This is a genomic window from Lysinibacillus sp. 10T31 (genome assembly GCF_056394365.1).
In genome coordinates this window covers 13,878-38,349 of record NZ_JBFTHS010000039.1, presented here as the reverse complement: position 1 = coordinate 38,349, position 24,472 = coordinate 13,878, and the positions used below count along the sequence as shown (strand labels likewise).

Annotated in this window: 20 protein-coding genes; 7 read left to right on the top strand and 13 right to left on the bottom strand. The window is 36.6% G+C overall.

Annotated elements, in window-relative coordinates:
• The first annotated feature begins 123 nt into the window (after positions 1 to 123).
• Positions 124 to 546, top strand: coding sequence for an exosporium protein C (locus tag AC1DCY_RS19830; RefSeq protein WP_370043966.1), 423 nt, complete (start codon positions 124 to 126; stop codon positions 544 to 546).
• Between the two features lie 203 nt (positions 547 to 749).
• Here AC1DCY_RS19830 and AC1DCY_RS19825 read toward each other — a convergent pair whose 3' ends face one another.
• Positions 750 to 1,637: a LysR family transcriptional regulator gene (locus AC1DCY_RS19825; protein ID WP_477352971.1), complete on the bottom strand. Its 888-nt coding sequence runs from the start codon at positions 1,635 to 1,637 to the stop codon at positions 750 to 752.
• A 122-nt stretch (positions 1,638 to 1,759) separates the two neighbouring features.
• On the opposite strand from AC1DCY_RS19825, the gene AC1DCY_RS19820 reads away from it, so the two are divergent.
• The 3 genes from AC1DCY_RS19820 (at position 1,760) to AC1DCY_RS19810 (ending at position 4,883) form a co-directional block, all read left to right on the top strand.
• Positions 1,760 to 3,760: a YhgE/Pip family protein gene (locus AC1DCY_RS19820; protein ID WP_477352969.1), complete on the top strand. Its 2,001-nt coding sequence runs from the start codon at positions 1,760 to 1,762 to the stop codon at positions 3,758 to 3,760.
• Between the two features lie 113 nt (positions 3,761 to 3,873).
• Positions 3,874 to 4,230 carry a hypothetical protein gene (locus AC1DCY_RS19815; protein ID WP_477352967.1) on the top strand — a complete coding sequence of 119 codons (357 nt, stop codon included), beginning with the start codon at positions 3,874 to 3,876 and terminating at the stop codon, positions 4,228 to 4,230.
• A gap of 161 nt (positions 4,231 to 4,391) precedes the next feature.
• Complete coding sequence (locus tag AC1DCY_RS19810; RefSeq protein ID WP_477352965.1) at positions 4,392 to 4,883, top strand: TVP38/TMEM64 family protein; 492 nt, start codon at positions 4,392 to 4,394, stop codon at positions 4,881 to 4,883.
• Between the two features lie 131 nt (positions 4,884 to 5,014).
• On the opposite strand, the gene AC1DCY_RS19805 is transcribed toward AC1DCY_RS19810, so the two are convergent.
• On the bottom strand, positions 5,015 to 5,149 hold the full coding sequence (locus AC1DCY_RS19805) for a Fic family protein (RefSeq protein ID WP_477352963.1): 135 nt from the start codon (positions 5,147 to 5,149) through the stop codon (positions 5,015 to 5,017).
• A 196-nt stretch (positions 5,150 to 5,345) separates the two neighbouring features.
• Here AC1DCY_RS19805 and AC1DCY_RS19800 point away from each other — a divergent pair, with 196 nt between their 5' ends.
• Together AC1DCY_RS19800 and AC1DCY_RS19795 are read left to right on the top strand one after the other, a co-directional pair.
• The gene (locus AC1DCY_RS19800; RefSeq protein WP_477352962.1) at positions 5,346 to 6,194 is read left to right on the top strand and encodes a copper amine oxidase N-terminal domain-containing protein; all 849 of its coding nucleotides are present in this window, start codon (positions 5,346 to 5,348) and stop codon (positions 6,192 to 6,194) included.
• 558 nt (positions 6,195 to 6,752) lie between these two features.
• Positions 6,753 to 10,631, top strand: a complete 3,879-nt coding sequence (locus tag AC1DCY_RS19795; RefSeq protein WP_477352960.1) for a S8 family serine peptidase — start codon at positions 6,753 to 6,755, stop codon at positions 10,629 to 10,631.
• A 253-nt stretch (positions 10,632 to 10,884) separates the two neighbouring features.
• On the opposite strand, the gene AC1DCY_RS19790 is transcribed toward AC1DCY_RS19795, so the two are convergent.
• On the bottom strand, positions 10,885 to 11,259 hold the full coding sequence (locus tag AC1DCY_RS19790) for a DUF1761 domain-containing protein (protein WP_477352958.1): 375 nt from the start codon (positions 11,257 to 11,259) through the stop codon (positions 10,885 to 10,887).
• A gap of 102 nt (positions 11,260 to 11,361) precedes the next feature.
• On the bottom strand, positions 11,362 to 11,988 hold the full coding sequence (locus tag AC1DCY_RS19785) for a hypothetical protein (RefSeq protein ID WP_477352957.1): 627 nt from the start codon (positions 11,986 to 11,988) through the stop codon (positions 11,362 to 11,364).
• Between the two features lie 375 nt (positions 11,989 to 12,363).
• On the opposite strand from AC1DCY_RS19785, the gene AC1DCY_RS19780 reads away from it, so the two are divergent.
• Positions 12,364 to 13,290 carry a LysM peptidoglycan-binding domain-containing protein gene (locus AC1DCY_RS19780; RefSeq protein ID WP_477352955.1) on the top strand — a complete coding sequence of 309 codons (927 nt, stop codon included), beginning with the start codon at positions 12,364 to 12,366 and terminating at the stop codon, positions 13,288 to 13,290.
• Between the two features lie 640 nt (positions 13,291 to 13,930).
• Here the strand turns inward: AC1DCY_RS19780 and rlmH are convergent.
• From rlmH to AC1DCY_RS19735, 9 genes are all read right to left on the bottom strand, one after another.
• Positions 13,931 to 14,410, bottom strand: a complete 480-nt coding sequence (gene rlmH, locus AC1DCY_RS19775; RefSeq protein WP_370043978.1) for a 23S rRNA (pseudouridine(1915)-N(3))-methyltransferase RlmH — start codon at positions 14,408 to 14,410, stop codon at positions 13,931 to 13,933.
• A 90-nt stretch (positions 14,411 to 14,500) separates the two neighbouring features.
• Positions 14,501 to 14,665, bottom strand: a complete 165-nt coding sequence (locus tag AC1DCY_RS19770; protein WP_049662644.1) for a CxxH/CxxC protein — start codon at positions 14,663 to 14,665, stop codon at positions 14,501 to 14,503.
• A 441-nt stretch (positions 14,666 to 15,106) separates the two neighbouring features.
• Complete coding sequence (locus AC1DCY_RS19765; RefSeq protein ID WP_477352952.1) at positions 15,107 to 16,408, bottom strand: S1C family serine protease; 1,302 nt, start codon at positions 16,406 to 16,408, stop codon at positions 15,107 to 15,109.
• Positions 16,409 to 16,581: 173 nt separating this feature from the next.
• The gene (locus tag AC1DCY_RS19760; protein WP_477352950.1) at positions 16,582 to 17,370 is read right to left on the bottom strand and encodes an MBL fold metallo-hydrolase; all 789 of its coding nucleotides are present in this window, start codon (positions 17,368 to 17,370) and stop codon (positions 16,582 to 16,584) included.
• Positions 17,370 to 18,200, bottom strand: a complete 831-nt coding sequence (locus AC1DCY_RS19755) for a two-component system regulatory protein YycI (protein ID WP_477352948.1) — start codon at positions 18,198 to 18,200, stop codon at positions 17,370 to 17,372. The genes AC1DCY_RS19760 and AC1DCY_RS19755 overlap by 1 nt, the downstream gene beginning before the upstream one ends.
• On the bottom strand, positions 18,187 to 19,506 hold the full coding sequence (locus AC1DCY_RS19750) for a YycH family regulatory protein (protein ID WP_477352946.1): 1,320 nt from the start codon (positions 19,504 to 19,506) through the stop codon (positions 18,187 to 18,189). Before AC1DCY_RS19750 ends, AC1DCY_RS19755 begins: the two co-directional genes overlap by 14 nt.
• Positions 19,503 to 21,368, bottom strand: coding sequence for a cell wall metabolism sensor histidine kinase WalK (gene walK / locus AC1DCY_RS19745; RefSeq protein ID WP_477352944.1), 1,866 nt, complete (start codon positions 21,366 to 21,368; stop codon positions 19,503 to 19,505). The genes AC1DCY_RS19750 and walK overlap by 4 nt, the downstream gene beginning before the upstream one ends.
• Positions 21,369 to 21,374: 6 nt before the next feature.
• Positions 21,375 to 22,088 (bottom strand): response regulator YycF, encoded by a 714-nt coding sequence (yycF, locus tag AC1DCY_RS19740; RefSeq protein WP_049662630.1) that lies wholly within the window; start codon positions 22,086 to 22,088, stop codon positions 21,375 to 21,377.
• A 597-nt stretch (positions 22,089 to 22,685) separates the two neighbouring features.
• On the bottom strand, positions 22,686 to 24,146 hold the full coding sequence (locus AC1DCY_RS19735; RefSeq protein ID WP_477352941.1) for a peptidoglycan DD-metalloendopeptidase family protein: 1,461 nt from the start codon (positions 24,144 to 24,146) through the stop codon (positions 22,686 to 22,688).
• Positions 24,147 to 24,472 lie beyond the last annotated feature (326 nt).

Below are 24,472 nucleotides of genomic sequence, written 5' to 3'. Positions count from 1 at the left end.
CACATATAGAGATGGGAGACTTCCGCTGAAAGAAGTTAAAAAATAACACGGCTTAGTTTACTACACAGTCAATCTCTAATATAGAACATATCTTATAGTATCCTAGCAAAAGGAGGTGATAAAATGGCGCAAGTTCTTGATTACCAAGCAACTGAACCTCTAAGTACGTTTAACCCAGAAACTGCTTTTCCAATTCCACAGGCCCCATTTAGAGTTCTTTTAGCTTCGATTCAAATAAACATCCCAGGCACCGCTTCAAGAAATAATAACGTTGAGCTACTTGCAAGCGTTGGTGTGACGGGAGTTACAAATATTTCTCAACTTGTATTTAGAATCTTCCGTAACGGGAAAGAAATCTATAATACTCAAAATGGCGCAGAATCAACTGGTTCAGAACAAAATTACATCTTTACATTCCAAGCTATTGATTCCAATTTAGTAGCTGGCGCTAACTTCTATCAGGTTTTTGTTGAGAATATCACACCCAACACACAAGCAAACATTGTTGGACCCATTTCTTTTAGTGGCCTAGCAATAAAAAGTTAACGATAATAACGCTTACTATGCATCTTGATTATGTTTATGCCTAGTGTTGATCATGAACTTAGATGCATGTTTTATATAAGGATTTTAAAAATAAGCTGTATAGAAGTTATTAAAAATCAAACTTTCTATACAGCTTATTTCTTTATTTTATATAATAACTTCCCTACTCTAAAATTTATTACACTATAAAGAAGGTCATTAAATCATTTTTGAGAAATTGTTAAAAAGTATTCTAAAACAAATTGGCGAAACTGCTTAGCAATTGGTGTAAAGTAACGCTTTTCGGACCAGGCTAACCCGATAGTTCGTTGACAAGCTGGTTCGTCTATTCGAAGTTTATGTGGAAACTCTCCTGATTTAGGTATCCATGATAATTCAGAAACGAAAGCAACACCTAATCCCTGCCTAACTAAGTCTGAAATAACAGTGGGTTCGTCGCCTTCAAAAGCGATATTTTGGGCAAATCCCGCTTCACGACAAAACTGGTCGGTTAAGTTTCGGAAGCCATAGCCTGTATTCATGCTAATAAATGCTTCATCCTTCACCTCTTCAAGCCGAACGCTTTCCCTCTCTGCTAACCGATGATTAGGTGGCACGATTAAAAATATTTCTTCAGTAATGAGAGGTTCCCATCTAATGTCCTCTCCTTCAATCGGAACTGAAGAAATACAATAATCCAATTCCCCTTCCATCAACATTTTTTTCATAGAAGAAACGGATTTTAGAAACTGTTGAAAACGAACATCAGGATATTTTGATAAAAACGAACCTAATAATGCAGGTAACACTCTTGGAATGGTAACTGCCAATGTAATACTTCTTTGGTCTAGATCAATAAATTGATTCAGTTCTCTTTGACCCTCGTTCAATTCTGCAAAAGCTCGATCCACACGGTTTAAAAAAATTCTCCCAGCTGCATTCAGACTAATTTTCCGATGTTCCCGGTCAAACAATTCCACTCCCAAATCTTCCTCTAAACGGGAAATCGTTTTACTGAGTGATGGTTGGGCAATTTGAAGTTGTTCTGCTGCCTTCGTCATATGTTCCAAACGAGCAACTGTTTGAAAGTACTTTAACTGCAAAAATTCCATGTAGATTCCCCTTTTAACATAGATTCAAGTCTATTATGTAATAACTTTTTATGTATTATACAACATCAACAGATTAGATTATGATGAAATAATCTTTTAAGGAAAGAAAGGTAGGATATTTCATGAAAGGAATACAGTTAGTATTACAAGACTTAGTCGCCATTTGGAAACATAAGCATGGACGAATCGCTTTAATTTTCCTTACTCTTGTTCCTTTAATTTACGTAGGATTCTTTTTAGCAGGATATTGGGATCCATACGGACAATTAGATAAACTTCCTGTAGCAGTCGTTAATCTTGATGAAGGAGCTAAAATCGATGATGAATCCATTCACATCGGTGATGACTTTGTTGCCCAATTGAAGAAAGGTAAAGAATTAAACTTTCAATTTGTCTCTGCCAAGACCGCCAAAAAAGGACTTAAAGCAGGCGACTATTATATGGTCATCTCGATTCCACAGGATTTTTCTAAAAACATAACAACATTAATGGATGAAACACCAAAACCGGCTAAACTTTTATATGAAGTCAATCCAGGAAAAAACTATGTAGCATCACAAATTTCTACAACGGCCGTTGAAAAAATGGAAACGAAAATCAATGCCAGCGTTACGAAGTTTTACTCAGAAACGATTCTAACTAAATTCCAGAATGTTTCTACTGGCTTCGCTGATGCAGGGACTGGGGCACAGAAGCTTTATGATGGAACAGTGGACGCAAAAAGTGGAAGCAATAAATTAATAGATGGCATTCATAGTTTAGATGAAGGGGCACAAAAACTTAAAACAGGTAGCACGAAACTTTCAGCTGGACAAGACAGCTTATCTAATGGTATAAATGCACTCTCAACCGGCTCTGACTCTTTATATAGAGGATTACAACAACTTACGGAAGGCGAACACTCGCTACAATCGGGAATGGATCAAGTAAGCCAAGGTATTACAAACTGGTCCATTGGAAATACAAAGTTAGTTCAAGGACAAGAACAAGCAGCTAGTACCGCTAGCAACTTGAAGGAACAATTAGCCCAATATGTAAAAGACCATCCCGAAGCGCAACAGGATCAGAAATTCCAACAAATTATTGCTTTATCAGACGCATTATCCGCGGCAGAAACTACTTTAAAAGCCGGACAAGACCAGGTAGGAGTAGCTGCAAAAAAAATCGCTACTGGACAAACCTCACTTCAAACTGGTATGGAAACGTTTGGTACTAAAATAACTCAGGCTACTGAAGGGGCACAACAATTACATGAGGGAACGGCTGAATTCGCCAGCGGATTTACAAAATGGATGGCCGGCTATACAACCCTTAACACAGGAATCACAACTCTCTCTAGTGGCATCGGTCAAGAATCAAGTGGATTAATGAAACTACAAGACGGACTTTCTTCACTAGCCACTGGCTCAAATGAGTTAGCGACAAAACTAAATGAAGCGGCGAAAGAAACGTCTAATCTTCAATACAACGATTCTACTACAACGATGTTTGCACAACCAATTGAATTAGTAGAATCCAATTTATCTAAAGTTCCGAACTATGGAACTGGCATCGCCCCTTATTTCTTGTCTCTTGCTTTATTTGTAGGTGGCATTATGGCAGCCAATATTCTGCCGCTAGGGCGTAGAGAGCTTCTAAAAGTGACCGGCACCGTTCACTTTATCAATAAATTAGGATTAGTTTACGTAGTAGGGTTAATTCAGACTCTTATCGTGGACCTCGTAGTACTTTTAGGATTTAAATTAACAGTAGCCAGTGTACCGTTATTTATCCTATCAAGTATTATCGTATCATTTACTTTCATGACCTTCATCCTCATGCTCATTATTCTTTTGGGGAATCTCGGTAAATTACTAGCTGTCACATTATTAGTATTTCAACTAGCAACCTGTGGCGGAACTTTCCCAGGTGAACTCGAAAACCCAATGTTAGCTAAGATCGGTGGATTCTTGCCAATGGCGCATTCACTAAAGGGTTTCCAGGAGGTCATTTCCCTTGGTGGCTGGTCAAACCTAGTTACACAAGGATTGTTTTTACTCATTTACCTTTTACTAGCTTTCATCGTCGGCTGGATTTCAAGCCATATCCAGCATAAAGAACCATCTGCTGTAATGATAGATTAAGACATAGTAAACAGATGGAGTCTTTCTTATAGAAAGACTCCTTTCTCATTTCCATGTTTTTTTATTTTTTACAATTATGAAAGTAATACTTTAATTTTATAGGACGTGAATACATGGAAAATTTCTTACAATTAAGCTATTTAGGTAAAACTAACTTCATAGTAGCTATTAAATCATTAGCTTTATTAGCAAATGAAAATCGCCTTGTAACAAGAAACACATTAACTGAAAAATTAAGAATTGATTCGAGCTTTATTCGAAAAATATTGGCTAAATTAATGCAAGAAAATGTTGTTGAAGGCTTCGGAGAACGCTATGGGGGATATAAACTGATCGATGGCAAATCTAAAAAATTTGATTATATAGGTCAATTTATCATAGAAGTGGTACTCAAATCACAGCAGAAAATAGAAGAAATTTTGAGTAAGTATACTATTCATACCCTTTCAAAGGGAGCATCTCATGAATAAACGTAAACTTATTTTACGCGTTATTGGTTATATTGCATTTATACTTTGCCTATTCTTTTTATTAAAAAGGAGCGGTTTAACGGTTGCTGACTTAACTCCGGACGATTCAAACTTTAGCACACAATAATATCCTACTCATTTTACTTATTATGCTCGTCATCATGGTGTTGCAAAACTTATTTACATTCATTCCACTTGTCTTAGTAATTGCTACAAATATTACCTTATTCGGTTTTTGGAATGGTTATTTATATGGCTGTTTTTGCAGCGTAATTGGTAGCACACTGATTTTCTTATCCATTCGATATCTATTTCAGGATGCATTTTCTAATTCGAAAACAAAGAAATACCAAGAGAAAATAGAGAAAAATGGCTTTCTTTTTGGTTTATCTGGACGTGTGCTTCCATTTATGCCAACGAATTTAATCAATATTGCCTCTGGGTTAAGCTCCATTAAAACCTCGCACTTTGTCATCGCAACAACAGTGGGCAACATGATTTATGGCTTAGTACTTGCTTCAGCATCCTTTAGCATTATTTTAGCAACAACCCATAACCGTCTTTATTTACTAATAATTGTCCTTGTAATCTTAATAGCAGTATTACTCTATCGCATCAAGAAGAGGTCGATACTTAGGACTAAAAAAGACTGATGAGAAAATTGTTTCTCGTCAGTCTTTTGTTTATTTCGGGCTTTTTATATTTGATCCGTCAAAAAACTCATTTATTTATGTGCGGTTTTCTATTTTACACTCACGATAATCTTTAGTCATATGTGCTTTATCTAAAGCATTATAATAAGCTGGTCGAATATTGGTGGATATCCTGTTTTCATTAACTCAAGGTTTAACAGCAATCTCAAAGTTCGACCGTTACTATCAATGAATGGATGAATATCGACAAAAATCGCATGCAGCACCGCACTACTAGGTGGTCTATTTAATGTTCAGATTACAATAGCACGCGGTTTTTATTGCTTGTGCATCTGCCACTTCTCCAATTTTGACCTTAGGATGTTTGGTGTATTTAACCATTTAAATAGTTTAGAAAGGAAGTTTTTGCTATATTTATAAATGGGTGTATTTACCAATATTACAAAAAGGAGATGTTACATAATGAAAAAGATTTTTTCAGGAATTTTCCTTGGTATGATACTGATGCTGACTGCTCTACCTGCGTATGCAGCACATAATACTATTAAAATCGACGGCGTGGTTATTACTACAGATGTGGCGCCAGAAGTGAAGAATAATCGTACAATGGTACCTTTGCGTGTTATAAGTGAAAATTTGGGGGCAACTGTAAATTGGGCCGATTCCAAAGTAACATTGACTAATAACAAAATGCAGATAACTTTAAAACCGAATAGCAACACTGTTATAAAAAACGGTAAGACAGGGTTACTTGATGTCCAACCATATATAAAAAACAATAGACTATTTGTTCCTATTCGATTTATTGCAGAGACCTTTGGTTGTCAGGTAAATTATCAGCATTCCACAGTAACAGTGGATACTAAGCCATTGGTTATTGACAATGTAAAAGTAAAAGCGGTTCAATATGAATACCACATGACAATGGGTGGCGTCATACAGCAAATTCAAGGGAATACCTATAATAACGCCATATATAATATTTTCAATGAAAATAAAGGAAGTTTAGTTGAAGCTCCGACTAACTATTCATGGCAATACGATATAGACACTCCTGGTTCCTATTATAAACAAGGACAATATGATTTTATGAATCATGAAGGTAAAAGTATCAAACAATTTGGCCTTTATTCTTTAAACAAAACCTTCCCAGATGAAATATTGAAAGGATACCCAGAAGTATTGATTCATGATGTTACTGCAGATAAATGGTATTTATTTACTGATAAAGCACTTAAATCTATCGATCAATTAGTGGATACTGCCACTAACAACGGTTTCGTAAAAGTTTTAAGTAATACAGTTGTATAAATTATATTTCCATTTTTGAACTGCACTATAATGTTAGTTTTACAGCTAACATTTATAGTGCAGTTTTTTAATTTAAAATAACTTTTTTCTTGCTGTGATCAATGTATGAATACGATAATTCGGTTTAAATTCATTATAAAAATAAAGGGGCTCCAAAAGGTCAGTTACCTAACTTTTTGGACACCCTCTTTAAAAAACCTTATTTACTTGTGATACGGATCACATACTAAACCGATTCCCCTCCAATCACTCCTCTTACTGCCCTCCTAATTTTCTATACGCAACTACCCCACCGACTGTACCTACAACTGCTGCCTTGATAGGATTAATTGAAAAAATTAGTGAATTACTGTAAGTCTTTTCTCATTTGAAAGTTCTACTTTTTTATTAAATTACTAGGAAGATAGATTTAATCTATATTTGATAAACTGATACTAATTATCAATAATTTAGAATATTTAAATATTACGATATTCGAATTAGTTCCTTTGTGATAAATTGGAAATATCACATTTAACTGAAAAGTGTGACAACTAAACACGGAGGGGGAAATGAGATTTGAAAAAGTTTAAGTTTGCGAAGTTCTTAAGTAGTATTCTAGCTTTCGTTATGGTGCTTTCTCTATTGATTCCATTGTCGAGTGCTAGTGCTGAAGAATCGAAACCATTCAAGCAGGATAGTCAAAGTGAAAGTATAATTCAACAAAAGGCCGCTATCGCTGAACAGCTAAGCTTGTCTAAAGATGGTCCAACTCTTCACGAAAGCTTACAAAATGTATCAGGCAATCAAGATGTTGCAGTTATCGTTCATTTATCTGAAAAGCCTGTGGCACTAGAGCAAGGAATGAGCCAACTCAAAGGCCAAAAATTCTCTAATGCCCGAGCAAATGAAGTTCGTTCAAATGTAAAAGCACAACAAGCAAAAGTTAAAAAAGAGTTAGCTACTAAAAAAGTTCAGATGACTCAAGGATACACATTTGATACTGTTTTAAACGGTTTTGCGGCAACTGTGAAAGCAAATGATCTCCCGAAACTGCTTACAGTAGAAGGAATTACATTAATCGAACCTGATGCAATTGTTTACGCATCAGAAGATAATACGGTGAAATCATCGGAACTTATTAAGGAAGATCAATTAGAAGCTCAAATGAATACAAGTAATTCTTTCCTTGGCATCGAACAGCTTTGGAAGGAAGGAATTGAAGGACAAGGAATAAAAGTAGCAGTATTAGATACTGGTATTGATGCAGATCACCCTGAGTTTGCCGGAAATTACAAAGGTGGGAAAAACTTCATTCCAAATTCATCAACTTACACGAAGCCTCGGGCAGATGACGATGCATCAGAAACATTGCCTTCGGAGCGTCCAGTTGGGACACCTGAATTTAATGAAAAGGGAAGCTCGTTCTATACTTCTCACGGTACACATGTTGCTGGAACAATTGCAGCAATCGGAGCTAACAAATTCGGTATTAAAGGAATTGCTCCAAAAGTAGACCTTTATGCTTACCGTGTTCTTGGGGCATACGGAAGTGGAGCTACCTCTGGTATTATTAAAGCAATTGAAACTGCTGTAAAAGAAAAAATGGACATAATCAACCTTTCACTTGGCGGGGGAGCTAACTCTGAAACGGATGCTGGTTCATTTGCTATTAATAATGCAATGATGGCTGGAACAATCGGAGTAATTGCAACAGGGAACGATGGTCCAAATCGCGGAACAATGGGCACGCCTGCAACCGCTCGTTTAGGAATTGCTGTTGGTAACACATCAAATCCTGAAACAATGTATAACGGGGAAGTGAATGTTACAGTTGGCAACTACAACTTAACAAAACAGCTTCCGTTAATGGGAACTACTTTTGGGAAAGATTTAGCAACACAGCTTCAAGGAGAATTTGACCTAGTTGCAGTTCCTGGAAACGGGGAAGTAAAAGACTTTGAAGGAATTGATGTAAAAGGTAAAGTGGCATTAATTTCTCGTGGTAGTATCGCATTCGTTGATAAAATTGCGAATGCAAAGGCAAAAGGCGCAGTCGCAACAATTATTCATAACTTTGCTGGTGGAACGAATGCACCGAACATTTCGGGCACATTCCTTGGTGATTCATTTGAATTTCTGCCAACATTTGATATGTCACAAACGGATGGCGCTGCAATACGCGCTGCATTAGCAGGCGGAACCGGAAAAGTAAGCTTTAGTAAATTTGCTTCCACAAAGACACTAGGAGATGCTGTAAACGATTCAAGTTCACGTGGACCATCTACACCAAACTTTGATATTAAACCAGATGTAAGTGCACCTGGAACAAACATTATGTCAACGATTCCAATGTATAAAAAAGATTTCCCTAATGCAGATTATGGGGAAGCATATGGTCGTAAAACAGGAACTTCTATGGCAACACCGCATATTGCAGGTATTGCTGCATTAGTTAAACAAGCAAATCCTGATTGGAATGCGTTCGATGTAAAAGTGGCGCTTTCTAATACAGCAAAGGTTATAGATAAAACAAAATACGATGTGTTTTCTCAAGGTGCAGGGCGTGTAGATCCTTATGCAGCAGCTCATCCGGAAATTCTTGCCTATGCACTTGATAGCGCAATTTTAGATGGAACTGGTGCAGTTACAGAAAACTTGAAAGGTACAGTTACTTTCGGTCCACAATCACTTAAAGACCGAGATATTTCTGTAACGAAACAAGTTTTAGTAAAAGATATTAAAGGCAACGGCGGCAATTATAACGTATCAATTGATGTGACAAAAACATTTGGTGATGCAACTGTTACAGTAGATCAGCCGACATTTAATCTAGATGGTGAGCAAGTTTTAAATATTACATTAACTGCTTCAAAAGCTACGGCACCAAAAGGCTCTGAAATACTAGGGTATATTTACATCAACGGTGGAGATACAGAAATTTCATTGCCATTCGCAGCTGACTTCAGCGGCGCGGCAGTAACTGAAATTAAAGATTTTAAAATTACAGAAACAGACCTATCCTTTAACGGAGATGGCGTGAAAGACTCAGCTGTACTTTCATTCACATTAACTGGAGATGTAACAACTAACTATATCGAGCTTTGGGATATTATGAATCCTGAAGGTGGAGAATATGGAGACGGCTACATTGGTTATCTACATGCAGGTACTGCGCTAGCAAAAGGCTCTTACACGCTGAAGGTTGGTGGGCAGTACAAACCATGGGGAACAAAACCTGCCACAACGATTCCAGATGGTCTGTATACAATTGACTTCACCGGTCTTGCAGCATCTGGTGTAGTTTCCGATTATGTTGGACCAATTGTCGTGAAAACGACTAAACCAGAAATTACTGGTGCAGTAGCTAAAGGTGTCGCTACAGGACAGGTAACAGATAAGTATATCGACTACAATGAAGAGTTATATTTATACGGTTTAGATTACAATTTAAATGATAAATTAAAAGCTTCCTATGTTTCGACGGTAAATGGCAAAGTACAAGCGCCAGTTGCTTTTGAATTAAATCAAGACGGTAGTTTCACATTCCCAGTAACAGCAGAAACTAATGCTGTATCAGTAATAATTAAGGACGCTGCCGGGAATGTTGGTGAAGCAAGGATATATGAAAAAGAAATAGTAGAACCAGTAGTAGCACTTTCTGTAAATCCAACTAAACTAGATCTAACAGCTGGAGAAACTGCGCAACTTACGGTAACAGAAACGTCAACGCCTGCAGAAGGCGAGGCAACAGAGGAAGACGTAACTTCAAAAGCTACTTATGTTGTTGGAGATGAAAATGTTGCAACAATAGTAAATGGATTAGTAACTGCAGTAGGTGAGGGCACGACTACAATTACTATTTCATACGGGGATAATGAAGTTACTGTAAATGTTACAGTTAAAGCACCTGTTGTAGAAGTACCAAAAGTAACACTAGAAATTGACCAAGCTCAGGTTGAAACTAGAATAGGTAAAGAAGTTACAGTTAAGATTACTGAAGTAACTACTTTTGATGGTAAAACAACAGAAAAAGATGTTACAAAGCTTGCAACCTACGAAGTAGCGAATGATAAAATAGCTACTGTAAAAGCAGGGACTGTAAAAGGAAAAGGTCAAGGTAATACGACGATTACGGTTACGTATGGTGAGCACACGCTAACATTTGATGTGTTGGTTGTAAAGCCAGGGAATGACAATGATAATGGCAATGGCAATGGCAACGGCAATGGCAATGGCAACGGCAATGGCAACGGCAACGGCAACGGCAACGGCAACGGCAACGGCAACGGCAATGGCAATGGCAATGGCAATGGCAATGGCAATGGCAATGGCAATGGCAATGGCAACGGCAATGGTAATGGTAATGGCAATGGCAATGGCAATGGCAATGGCAATGGCAATGGCAATGGCAACGGCAATGGTAATAAAAATAATAATGAAGTTACCGAGTTATAATTAATTTCAGTTCAAGCAAAAAGAGAAATTGCACAGCGCAATTTCTCTTTTTGGTATTTATTATAAAGCATTCCCTTTAAAAAGATTATCTCCTACTTAAACTAACTGTGACATATTCTATGCATAATAAAACCGCACTTACTTATGATACGGTTCACCTTAACGCCTCCAAATGAGGAATAAAAAATGGATCCCCATATGTTGTATGAGAGATCCTTCTTTTTACTCGTTTCAAACTATAAGTTCGATACGATTAGACCAAAAGGCCGTGGAGTGCTCCTAGTAAGGTAAAAATGATAAGATGGTCACCAATTGCAATTAAAAAATTTCTCTTATTTACGAGTCCAAATAAAGTATTTTTCAAATAAACAATTGAAATAAGAATACCAATTATACCTCCTATAGCAGCACCTTCTAACAAACTATTTGAACTAGTCGCTTGCACGAGAATTGCAATAAAAATGGAACTAATAAAGGCAACGATTACTGAAATCACATATTTTAACGCACCTTTGCTTTGATTTCCCTTCCCTACTAATATGGAATAATAGATCGCTCCATAAATCATATACAAGATTCCACCAATAAGAATAGCAAGATAATTTAACGCACTTACATCAATTGACATACATTTACCCCCGATTTATTTAGCTCTGTTCCACGATCTTCAATTTTTTTAATGGCATGGCACAGCTTTGGCATTTTTTAAATTCTTTCCCTATTACCTTTATTAATCTTCTAATGTTTTATAAATCTTTTTGACTCTTTTTAATTGTGGTGCTGTTAGGTATTTTTCTCTTTTTCGTAACACATTCAATAATTCCTCTTTATTTTCATCTGTTACGGCTAAAAGCGTACTTTCTGAATGCTGAGGAATTTCCTTTGGTCTGCAATTCTCAAGGTGATGGAGTAATATTGGAAAAATCACATCATTGTTTTCCTTACTGACGGCTGCTAGCTTCGCAAGAGTTAGGACACCTTTATCAATTGTAATAACTGAACCAACTTTCATAGCACTTTTTAATATATCAAGATGAGCCATAATGGTTTCTGATGCTCCCTCGGCAATCGTTGCTAATGCCGTCATTCCGCCCCAGACCAAACGATTATTACGGCTTTTTAGCAACTCTATAAAAGTCAGGACATACTTACTTATGAGTTCTGGTTTAACTTGCCCAATTTCGTACGCTACTTTAATACAATCGTATTGAATCTTTTTATCTTTGCAAGTTAGGTTTTCAATTATTTCTTCTATGCCCGTATAATTTTCTTCATTAGCTAATTTATGTGCCAACTCAATATTTGGCACTTCATCATTTCGACTTAGTTGAGAAGCTAACAGGTTCACAACTGACATGATTATCCCTCATTTACCAAATTTATTTTATGTATATACATTATCACATTTAACCTTTAACGAATCTGTTAACGAAATAAATTTAACCTCTTCATTTTTACAAATACAAATTATGTTTCTTATTCTATTTGAATGGTTTGCTTCTGTTGATAAAATTGGATTTTTCACTGTCATTTTTGCATTAAACCTAAGAACATACTTTAGATAATAGGTATCTTCATCTAGGAGATAGTATCGTTTAATATTAGCAATATTATTGCAATATAAATGCCATGAACGTAAACAAATTAACACCTCCTTGTTCTTTTTCTCAGAAAAAACTATGTTACGATTATTTTAAATTAACAACTAAGAACGAACATGGAGGATTAATGAATGCTTAAAAAAATTATTTCAATTGTACCAGTTGCAATGCTCTCGGCAACTTTAGGTGCTAATGTTCAAGCTGCAACGATTACCGTACAAAAAGGGGATACCCTTTGGGATTTATCCCATGCACATAATACATCTGTAGAAAATATCAAAACGTTGAATCAAATTACTACTAACCTTATTCACCCTGGCGATGTCCTTACCATTGCACAACAATATACCGTTAAGCAAGGCGATACATTATGGGACATAGCCGTTGATCATCAAGTAACCGTTTCGCAAATTAAAGAATGGAACCAATTACATACGGACCTCATTCATCCAGGTTTAAATCTATCCATCATTGATGGTACAAAAACTAGTACGGCTGTAACTGACAAACCAATAAAGTCTGCAGCACATGAATCAAAGGAAACTACAACTTCAGTAACAAATAATACAACTTCAACGGAGAGTAAACATGAAGCAACTGCTTCAGCAACAATTAATACTGCTTCAAAGGAGAGTGCACCTGAAGCAACTGCTCCAGCAACAACTAATACAGCTTCAACGGAGAGTGCACCTGAAGCAACTGCTCCAGCAACAACTAATACAGCTTCAAAGAATAATGCACCTGAAGCAACCGCTCCAGCAACAGCTTCAAAGGAAATTATAGTGGAAGCTTCAGCCTATACGGCTTCATGTGAGGGATGTTCTGGTATTACTGCTACTGGAATTAACCTTAAAACAAACCCAAATGCAAAGGTCATCTCAGTTGATCCAACTATCATTCCACTTGGTAGTAAAGTTTATGTAGAAGGCTATGGCGAAGCGATCGCAGGGGATACTGGCGGAGCCATTAAAGGAAATCGAATCGATGTCTTTTTCCCTTCTCAACAGGATGCAATCAATTTTGGAGTAAAACAATTAAAGGTAACCATATTAAACTAACATATCTCTATTCCCATCCTATCCTTAGGATTTAATATATATGAACAAAAAGGTGACTTGAATCCTTATACAAAGCAAAAAAGGACCAGATTAGGTTCGTTATTGTCTCACTTACTTCTTCTCAACGTTCCAGGTGGTTCATTTAAAAACCGAGCTTACTTATGATGCGGTTCACCGTAATAGGCTTAAGTGCGATTTTTATACAACGCTTAAATATAAATCGAATGTGTCCTCAGTTTTATGTATTCTGTGTAACGTATACACAGAATACATAATTAATTAATATTTCACAGGTTGCTATGCTATATTATATAAGTAGTAAACAACAATTATTGACATCGAGTAATGGTAATTTTAGATTGAACAAATTAGCGTTATTGGGTGCCAAACCCATTAGAGTTCTTCAGGAACAAAGAATTCTACCGCAGCATCTCCTTGTGAGATGTTGCCTTTTTTGTTTCCATGAAATTTTTTGGGGCTATCAATTAAAATCATAAACAAAAGCGCTTTACCATAAACGTAAATAATAGCATTTTCAATGTTACCTTCTGCGGAAATTTATATTTTCTTACTCAATCAATTAAAACCACCTAAGACGTTGCAAATTCAACGTCCTAAATGGTCTTTTTTAAAACCGCACTTACTTATGATACGGTTCACCCTTCATAATCCTAAAACTTCTATAAACCTGCTCTACCAAAACAAGCTTCATTAGCTGATGTGGTAATGTCATCTTTCCAAAGGATTGTTGCTCATCAGCTCGTTTCAACACATCATCGTGTAAACCAAGGGAGCCGCCGATAACGAATGCGATTTTACTTTTGCCGTAGGTCATGAGGGATTCAAGATCTGCCGCCATTTGTTCAGAGGTTTTCATTTTGCCGTTAATGGCTAGGGCGATAACGTATGTATCTGGGCTGATTTTAGATAGAATACGTTCACCCTCTTTTTTCTTTACGATTTCCATTTCTGCTTCGCTTAGCTGCTCGGGTGCTTTTTCATCTGGTACTTCGATTAGATCCATTTTTGCGTAGCCACCGAGACGTTTTACGTATTCATCTATTCCCATTTTTAAGTACTTTTCTTTTAGTTTTCCGACTGATACAATCGTTATATTCACACGTTATCCACCTTTACAATTCATTTACAAACAAATTATCCACAAAAGTTATCAACATATCCACAAGCGATTCCTATATCTTGTGTAAAGTTATTTACTTGATACAAGATATTCTGCAGGTCGTTCACAGTAGCTACATTTTGTGGATAACTTTTTATCCTCTTCGATTTTATCCATAATTGGGAACTCTTTTTGCTCTGCCACAAACATGTCTAAAGCGTGTTCTATATGGTTTTCACAGCTGTATTTTTCCATTTTTGCACCTCTTCTTATTTTCCGAAATTTCCACAAACTTATTCACAATTCAGTCTATGTTATCCACAATCTATTGTAACAAAGGTCAGGCGAGTATGGAAGAATAGGCTTTCTAGCGCCACTCGCCGTGTATATGCTATTATTCACAATTTTCTAGTTATCCACAATATTTTCTTAATCATTCTTAGCGAAGCAGCTCATCGGACGTCCCCAGGAAGCTTTGCTCTACGCGAAAAGCGTCAGCGACAAATGTTGTATCTGTGCGAAAGCGTAGCGACCGCAACAACAAATGTTTTCTGTAGCGAAAGCAAAGCGGCAGCTACAAAGCGCTCGGTCAAAACGTTTTGCTGAAAAGCCATACTTTAATATGACACCTTAATTTCATTGACTCAACAACAGAAAAAATCAGTGGAGATCATATAATCCCCACTGATTTTTAATTTACAATGAATCGCTATTTGTTAATGTTAGTGATAGATCCACTAATTTACCTTGGCGGTATACTTTCATCGTTAATTTATCACCAATTTTTTTGTCGTTATATAAATGTTTGCGTAAATCGATTGCTGTTTCGATTTTTTGGCCATCCATTTCAACAATTACATCGTATTGTTTAACGCCTGCTTTTGAAGCTGGGGAGTTCCCCACAACATCTGTAATAACAACACCTGTTGTTAAGTCTTTTGGCAAGTTTAACGTTTGCTGTTGATAGAATGCCGGAACATCCGTTAAGTCTAATAATGAGACACCCATTGTTGGACGTTTCATTTCACCATTTGCCTCTAACTCCTCGATAATTGGAATTGCTGAGTTAATCGGAATTGAGAAACCTAAACCTTCAACAGAAGATTCCGCAATTTTCATGGAGTTAATGCCGACTAATTCACCAGCAAGGTTTACAAGTGCACCACCACTATTACCCGGATTGATAGCTGCGTCTGTTTGTAATACTTCTTGCTGCCAATCTATATTGCCATCATTGTTTATGTCAACTGGTACAGAACGATCCTTACCAGAAACAACACCTGTAGTAACAGAACCATAGAATTCTAAGCCAAGTGGGTTACCAATCGCAATTACTGTTTCACCTTGTTTTAATACATCTGAGTTACCAAATGTCGCTACTGTCTTAACATCTTTAGAGCTGATTGAAATGACTGCTAAGTCTGTCCAAACATCGTGACCAACTAATTGTGCTACTTCTTTCGTTCCATCTGGCATTGTTACTTCTAACTGTTTTGCACCTTCAATAACATGGTTATTTGTCACGATAAAGGCTTTATCACCTTGAACTTTGTAAATAACACCCGAACCGCTTCCTGCAGGCTGTTCTGTTGAAGATTGCGGACTCCAGAATCCGCCACTTGATACTTCTTGAATATTTGTGATCCCTACAACAGCATCTGAAGCCTTATCTACTGCTTTCGTAACATCAGTTGTCACTTCTGTTGCAACTTGATTAATGGTCGTTTCATTTTTATTACCTGTGCTACTTGTCGTTGTACCTGGCATTTGATTGACAAGTCCAGGCATCATGAGCCAAACGAGTAAAGCGCCTATGATGACACCGATAAAACCGGTAAATAAATAACCGCCTTTACCTCCGCCACCGCCTTTCTTTTTATGACGCTTCTCTTGCGTTTCTCGCTCCTCCTGTTCGAGTCGCTCCTGAAGTGGTGATCTTTGTATTTCATCATTTTTTAGGGAGTCATTGTTTTTATCATCATCTTGAAAATAGCTCATTCGTCCTCATCCTTTCCGTTATTAGTATTGGTTAGTTGTTACCCTAATATTACAATTCAAACATTAAAATCAGATGAAAAATAAATAAAATGAACATAAAAATGGCTGTTCAATTCATTTTCTATAAAATGTAATTGAACAGCCTCATTAAAGCTTCATTTTTTTATTGAATTTTAAACTGTAACTAATTTCGTTGGCTCTTCTGCATCTGTATCAAATAAATTTAAATACTCACCAACAATAATGCCGCAAGATTGCAAAGTTTGTGTAACACTCATTCGCGCAAGCTCTTTCATGTTATTATCTTTACTTAAATGTGATAAGTATATATTTGTTGGTTTTTCAAATACTACGTCACTCATTGCGATAGCTGCATCCTCATTTGAAACGTGCCCTACATCACTTAAAATACGACGTTTTATAGACCATGGGTAACGCCCCATTTGCAGCATATTCACATCGTGGTTACTTTCAAATACAAAGGAATCAGCACCTCGAATAATCCCTTTCATTCGGTCACTGACATAGCCTGTATCCGTAATTACAACAAGCTTGCGCCCATCTTCATGAAAGCTATAAAACATTGGATCTGCTGCATCATGTGATACAGCAAAAGATTCAACAGCCAATGAACCAAAATGCTTTACAGTATCCATTTCAAATTCAAAACGTTGCTCTATAGGTATATCACCGACTAGCCCGTCCATTGCCTGCCACGTTTTGGCGTTAGCATAAACAGGTACATTATATTTTCGTGCCAATACCCCTATTCCTTTAATATGATCACTATGCTCATGTGTAACGAAAATGCCACTTAGCTGTTTCATATTGCGGTCGACTTTTGTAAATAGTTGCTCCATCTTTTTGCCACTAAGACCCGCATCGACAATAAATGCATGATCATCATTCTCTACATAAATCGAATTTCCTGTACTGCCACTTGCTAAAACACTAAATCGCATTATTCAACTCCCCAGTCTTCCTCTTCAGCCTCTTGCTTGTCTCCTTGGATTTCAATAATTTTTCCATCAATAGCATCAACGAAATACTCTTCTATTTCTCCGTCCGGTAATTCCACTTGTACTTCCCATGTTGGTATCAACACTTGTGTTTGTGTTAAATTACTAAATGTCGAGTAACCTAACTTCACTTGCTTAATACGTGATTCTGATTTTAATAGTCCTTTATTATATAGTGTCTGGAAAATTTGAAGTGGTGGTATGACCGTTTCCTGTTGCTCCATCTCTTCGATATTATCAATCATTGTCTGCTCATACATTATCACTTCGTTATCTAAATTCCACTGTACTTTTAATACGGCACTATCATTGTAATAGAACATTCGATTATTTTTCTTCTGGAAGAAGACTGCCACCCGTTCTTCACGATCTACCTTCCATAATGCATAAGAATCTCCCTCTTTAACGTTTGCATGGACAAAATCAGTAAAACTTGCATCATCATTAATATTTCGTAATTTCACTGGGTTAATAAAATTAGCACGTATATGTGCATGTGTCTCATCAGTGAATCTTATTTGCTGATTGTCATCGGGAAAATCATCTTTTTTAAAATTATGCACTTTTCCTGTAATGTAAGTAGCAGATTCATTACTATTCGGCAGTGGTCCGTACGTAATATTATCATCCTTTAAACGGGCTTCTATTGTTTTTTCACCTAGTATTTCTACGCTCTGCGCTTCATTATAGCGATTTAAATACAACGAATATAAGAAGATATTTAAGATTAAAAAAACGAATATAAAAATAGATTTTGTTCTATTCCAATCCATTTTTGACACCCCCTAATATGTCAGGCGTCAGTTTCGTCGATATACCGTTACGAATAACAAACCAGCATGGCTCTAATGTCACTATTGTGCTTTGATCATGAGTTAAATAGAAGCCCACAACAATATCATCTATATCTGATAAATCAATGTTATTTAGTTTTTTAATCTTTTCAACGATTTCCGATCCTGAAGGAAGTTCTTTTATCTCTTTTTCAGATGGAATATCTTTTTCAAAAGAAAAGTATGGACGTTTGTAGCGGAAAATACGTTTATCTCCCCAAACGGTTGTAATTCGGTTTATTGCCTGATCACTAAAAATCGGTACTCCATGTAAATATAGCTGATAATCTAATTGATTATTGCTTGTACTTGTTGATACTAAGCGATAATCATCTGTAAAACCACCGTGTTCATTGATAAATTCAAAGCTATCCGTAAAGAGCTTGGAAGGCTCTATTCTTACACTACTTTCTGCAGCTGGATATACATAGGCCAATGATTTCACTTTCGAATCAATCACCATCCGTGACATTCCATCTTGATATTTTTCAGTAGTTGCACTTTCATCAGTGCGCAAGACATTGTTTAGATTTGTAAATAACACATTCTTAAATAATTCAGGTTTCTCTTCGATAAAATACGTATATTTTGCTGATTCAATTTTATCGTTTGCAATATATAGTGAGATAAAGCCATCTCGCTCCACTTCTTTAAAAGTGCTATATGTTTTCGCTGGCTCAATAATATTTCTTACAAATTGATTAGCATTTTCAAGACTTACATGTGAACGCATCAATAATTCATTATTACCACTAAGGAAAAACACTTGTAAGTCTTTGTTATTATAATTACTCCAATCTATAATCATACGATTAAAGGTTGTTTCCGGTAGTTCCTTATCGGCGAACTGAAAAATTGTGTTAAAAGCAGAGTAAGGAATCTCACCAGGAAAAAAGACAGTCATACAATTATTAGTACGAATCATCTCGTTTACAGTGTCGGCCTTAAGATTAGTGTCCATGGGCATTAGATCTAGGACATTCCATCCTTGAAATGCCTCCATAATATCAACCATTGCGCCATTAGATACTGTACCTGTAAATTCCTTATCAAAACGATAAATAGCTTTATAAGGACGAATTACATCCTTCATTTCTTTTTGTGGTCCAATTAGAATTTCTTTTCCTTCAGTCTGTTCAATATATTTATAATCTGGCGTGTATGTCCAAATCATAAAGGTTAAAACCACACTTAGGATAACGAGTAGGAATAAAACAACTGATTTAACTGGTTCTATATATTTCATTCCCACTCACCTGCCTCGTCAAAATCATCTAAATTAAGTGGTAATGTGAAGAAAACCGTTGTTCCATGTCCTTCTTCACTTTCAGCCCATATTTTACCGCCATGAGCTTCAATCATTTCCCTGGCAATAGCTAGTCCTAGACCAGTGCCTCCCATAGAACGAGCTCGAGCTCGATCTACTCGATAGAAACGCTCAAAAATACGTCCTACATTTTCCTTAGGAATTCCCATACCATCATCGGAAATCATAACCTTCAGCATATCTTCTTGCGCTGTAAAGCCAAAGCGAATATTACCTCCATCGGGTGAATACTTAATAGCATTGGAAATGATATTATCGATAACTTGTGTCACCTTATCCGTATCGATTTCTACATAATAAGATGCCTCTGGGAATAAACGTTCAAACCTCACTTTGTCTGACTTAGACATTTCAAAACGATCGATAATACGGTTAAAGAATGAATTAAATAGAACAATATCTTGATTCAGCTCATAATCTGAACTATCCATTCGTGATAACTGCAATAAGTCATTCACTAAGCGGATCATACGCTCTGTCTCTGTTTGTGTGACATTCAAAAATGTTGGAGCAATATTTTCATCTTTCCATGCACCGTCTGCTAACGCCTCTAAATAACTACGCATCGTCGTTAATGGTGTCCTTAATTCATGTGACACATTTGATACAAATTCCCGGCGATCCATCTCTATTTTTTCCTGTTCCGTAATATCGTGCAGTACAGTAATTAGACCATTAATAAAGCCCGTTTCTTTTTGAATAACAGAGAAATTCGCACGTAAAATATACGGTGCGTCTGCTGTACTGAAATTTAAATTCACCGCATCATTCATGTGAATTAAATCCTCAAAACTATACTCTTGGTCAATACCTAAAACTGATGCAATCGGACGACCTAATGTAATATCTCTTGAAATATGCAGCAGCTCTAGTGCGGGATCATTAATAAGAATGATACGCCCTTTTCGATCTGTCGCAATAACACCATCCGTCATATTACTAAGGACCGAATCGAGCTTTCGCCGTTCTGCCTCTGTAGTTGATTGCGCCTCCTGCAAGCGATTCGTTAAATGATTAAAGGTTATAGCAAGCTGCCCTATCTCATCTGTACCATAAACCCGCACTTTTCGAGAATAGTTACCCTTTGCCATCGCCTGTGCCTGCTTACGCATATCTGCAATTGGCTGTGTAATTGTTCGTGCCACTAAAATTCCTAAAAAAATAGTAATCACCAAGGACACTGCTGTACCACCAAGGAAAATACGGTTAATATCATTCACTTGTTCAAAAACAGATTCAATATTGGCTTCAATGTAGAGTACCCCTATGATTTCATCATCAGGACCTGCACCATCTCGAATTGGCGATGCTAACACCCACACTCGATTTCTTGTTTTATTATCAAGTTTAATGTTTTCAAATAACGTTTCTGCAGAGATAGCACGGCGTACGAGATCATTATTCGAGCGCTGTCCAATCAAACTTTGATTGTCTACCTCAGATGTGGCGCGAATACGCTGTCTATTATCGATGACACGGATTTCTAAAATATCTCCATTAGAAACTTCCTTCAACCCCGTGGAAAACTCCATTACAATCGTTTTCAAGCTCTCTTCAAGAGATGGCATACTTTCATCGCGTTCTTTTAACATTTCTTCACGAATGCTATATTCCATCAAATCGACACGTTGAAAAATGGATTCTCGGAAGTTGCTTTTTAAATTTTGCTCTAATTCATTCGCAAAATAAATCCCTATTATTTGCAAGGCAAGCAGGATTAGTAAAATATAAATTAGTACTAGCTTGACATGAATTGATTTAAAAAAGCTTACTTTCTGCATTCCTTTTTACTCCTGTTCAGGATTTCGTAAATAATAACCTACACCACGGCGTGTGACAATCCAAGCTGGATGACTAGGATTGTCCTCTATTTTTTCTCGTAAACGACGAATTGTTACATCTACTGTTCGTACATCGCCGAAATAGTCATAGCCCCACACAGTTTGTAGTAAATGTTCACGCGTCATTACTTGACCGATATGCTTCCCTAAGTAATGTAATAGTTCAAACTCTCTGTGTGTTAGTTCAATTGCTTCATCACGTTTCAATACTAAGTAAGCATCTGGCTGAATAACAAGAGAGCCTACTACAATTTCATTGGACTCTTCTTCAACCTCTTCGGCAGTAGGGGCTACTACCTGTAAGCGACGCATATTTGCCTTTACACGTGCAATAAGCTCACGTGTACTAAATGGCTTTGTCACATAATCATCTGCGCCCATTTCTAGTCCTAATACTTTATCAATCTCAGACCCTTTTGCAGTTAGCATAATGATAGGGAAATCGTATTTTTTTCGTACTTCTCTACAAACTTCCATCCCATCACGCTTAGGTAACATTATATCTAAAAGCATTAAATCTGGTTGCTCTTCCTCAACTTTCTCTAGTGCTTCATCTCCATCATAAGCACAAATAACTTTGTAGCCTTCTTTTATTAAATTAAACTGTAAAATATCTGCGATTGGTTTTTCATCGTCAACAACTAAAATGGTTTTGTCCATATTTTTTCTCCCTTTCGCTTTTTATCTATTTTTAAACGATTGTATTTATCAATTACGCCTCGACATAATTACGTCTGGATTCGGCTTTGTGCTTGGGCCTGCGTGATGCAGGTCAGTTAGCCGTTATCGCATGGATGCGATGATTTTAGGCTAACATCCTTTATTGAACTCCTTTCCGAATCCATGACATCCGCCGGAGGCTTTGGGCCAACGTGATGTTGGTCACTCAGTCGTTGCCACAGGAAGTGGCGTTCTTAGACTGAGTTCCTTTATTTCAGCGGACATCCACTGAAAAATAACTTCAACTCGCATTAACTCACCACCTATAAGGATGTGAGACTTCTATAGCTTTCGCTACCAAAATACTTGTACCTGTCGCTTCGCTTTCGGTCAAAAGTCATCTGCTGAAAGAAGTTAAAATCACTACTCTAACTCTACCATGCTTTTAACTTCTATGCATTATTCTAAATCCTAAGACATTTTACGATATTGTTTTAAACTATGTTTCGACAAATATTTCTCGGGAAATAACATAGATTTATATACGAAGTATACAAAAAGACAGTCCTATTTTGGACTGCCTTCTATTCGAACTGATTAACGCCCTACATATGATAATGGGTTTTCTAACGAACCCTCTTTCTCAACTTCAAAGTGTAGATGTGTACCTGTTGAATTTCCAGTAGAGCCCATAATACCTATAACAGAACCTTTTTCTACCACTTGCCCTACTTCCACATTAATTGAAGATAGGTGTCCGTAAAGCGTTGTATAACCATTATTATGATTAATCACGATACGATTACCGTAGCTACCAGAGACACCAGCTGCGACAACAACACCATTATCTGAAGCTAAAATATTATAATTACTAGGACGGGCAATATCAATACCACGATGGAGTTCTCCCCAACGTTGACCCATTCCACTTGAAATATAGCCACCCACTGTAGGCCAAGTAAATTCACCCGTACCCCGAGAAGAAATCACCTTCGTACCAACTACTTCAATTTCGTCAACCGGTTGTTGTATGATTTCTTCTTCTAACGCAACTTTGGATATACGAGTTCCATTCTCAGACGTTAATAAATAAGATGTTTCTTTACTTCCTTTAACACCTTGTTGTTTAATCACTTTCTCACCTTTATACATCGTCAGATCTTCTTCAACTATTTTCTTAAACGGAATTTGTTCAGTAACTTTCTTCTCCTGTTTTACTTCTAGTGTTACAAATGGTTTAGCGACTGTTACGTTTAATGCTTGTCCGATTTGTAAAACTGTATCAACAGTAATATCAGGATTTAACGCTAATAGCTCAGTTGTTGTTAATCCATGTTTTTGGGCAACTGAGCCTAAAACATCACCTGATTGAATTTTATATGTTTCTTGCTCGAGAGAACCCGTCATTAAATATTTCACAGCTTCCTCAGGTGCTACGATAGCATTTGGTGCTACTTTTTGTGTTGTACCTGAAACTTCCTGTTTAAAAGAAATATCTAAAAGGCGCGTTTCACCAATCTGTAAAGGTGGAATATTCGTAGATTGCTGGTTAACATATATACTATTTAGCTCTTGCTGTGAAACATATTGTAGCTTTAGCATACGAATAGTATCATCATAGGCTTTTGTATCTTTTAAAGAAATTACAGGCTTATTATCTACAAATAATGTAAATGCTGGCGATTTAACTACTAGAGATTGCTCTAATTTCTCCAAAATTTTTGTATCTTTAGTTTGATTACTAAATACTGTCTCTGGGATTATTTTAACAGAAGAACTAGTATCGATAGATAACTCTCTGTATTGTTGACTTGCCTCTTTTCCCTTTGATGCAATGATTTCTTCGTTAGCTTGCTCATTAGAGACTGCATCTATATATTTATTTCCCACGTAAACGTGATCATGTTTATTTAAATCTTCTTTATGATTTTCTTTTGCAAAACCTACATTAAACGTTAAACTTGTCATTAAAACTGTAATAATGGATACCTTTTTAATTGAAGAAAAATTGTATGTGAATCTATTGTTTTTTTCTTTTCTTAACCAAGACGAACTCATCAATAAAGCTCCTTCCAACTTCAACCTATAGTAGGATTAATTACCCACAACGATTTTTTGCACCAATATACTGTACCATAAAGAAAATAAGGTTTGACTGTTTTCATCTTTTTGTAATGTAAATGTATTAATTCTCTACTAATTGTTACATAATCCCTATTTTTGTAGCTATTAATAAAATATTAGTCTTATCAATAAATACAATTTTAGGTGTGGATTTTTTTTTTCCGTCGGGTACTTTCCAAGGGGAGTCTAGACCTTAATCCGCTCAACATCCACCCCAAGTTGATTGATTAAGTGCTTTAAATGCATTTGTAGTGTTTGCA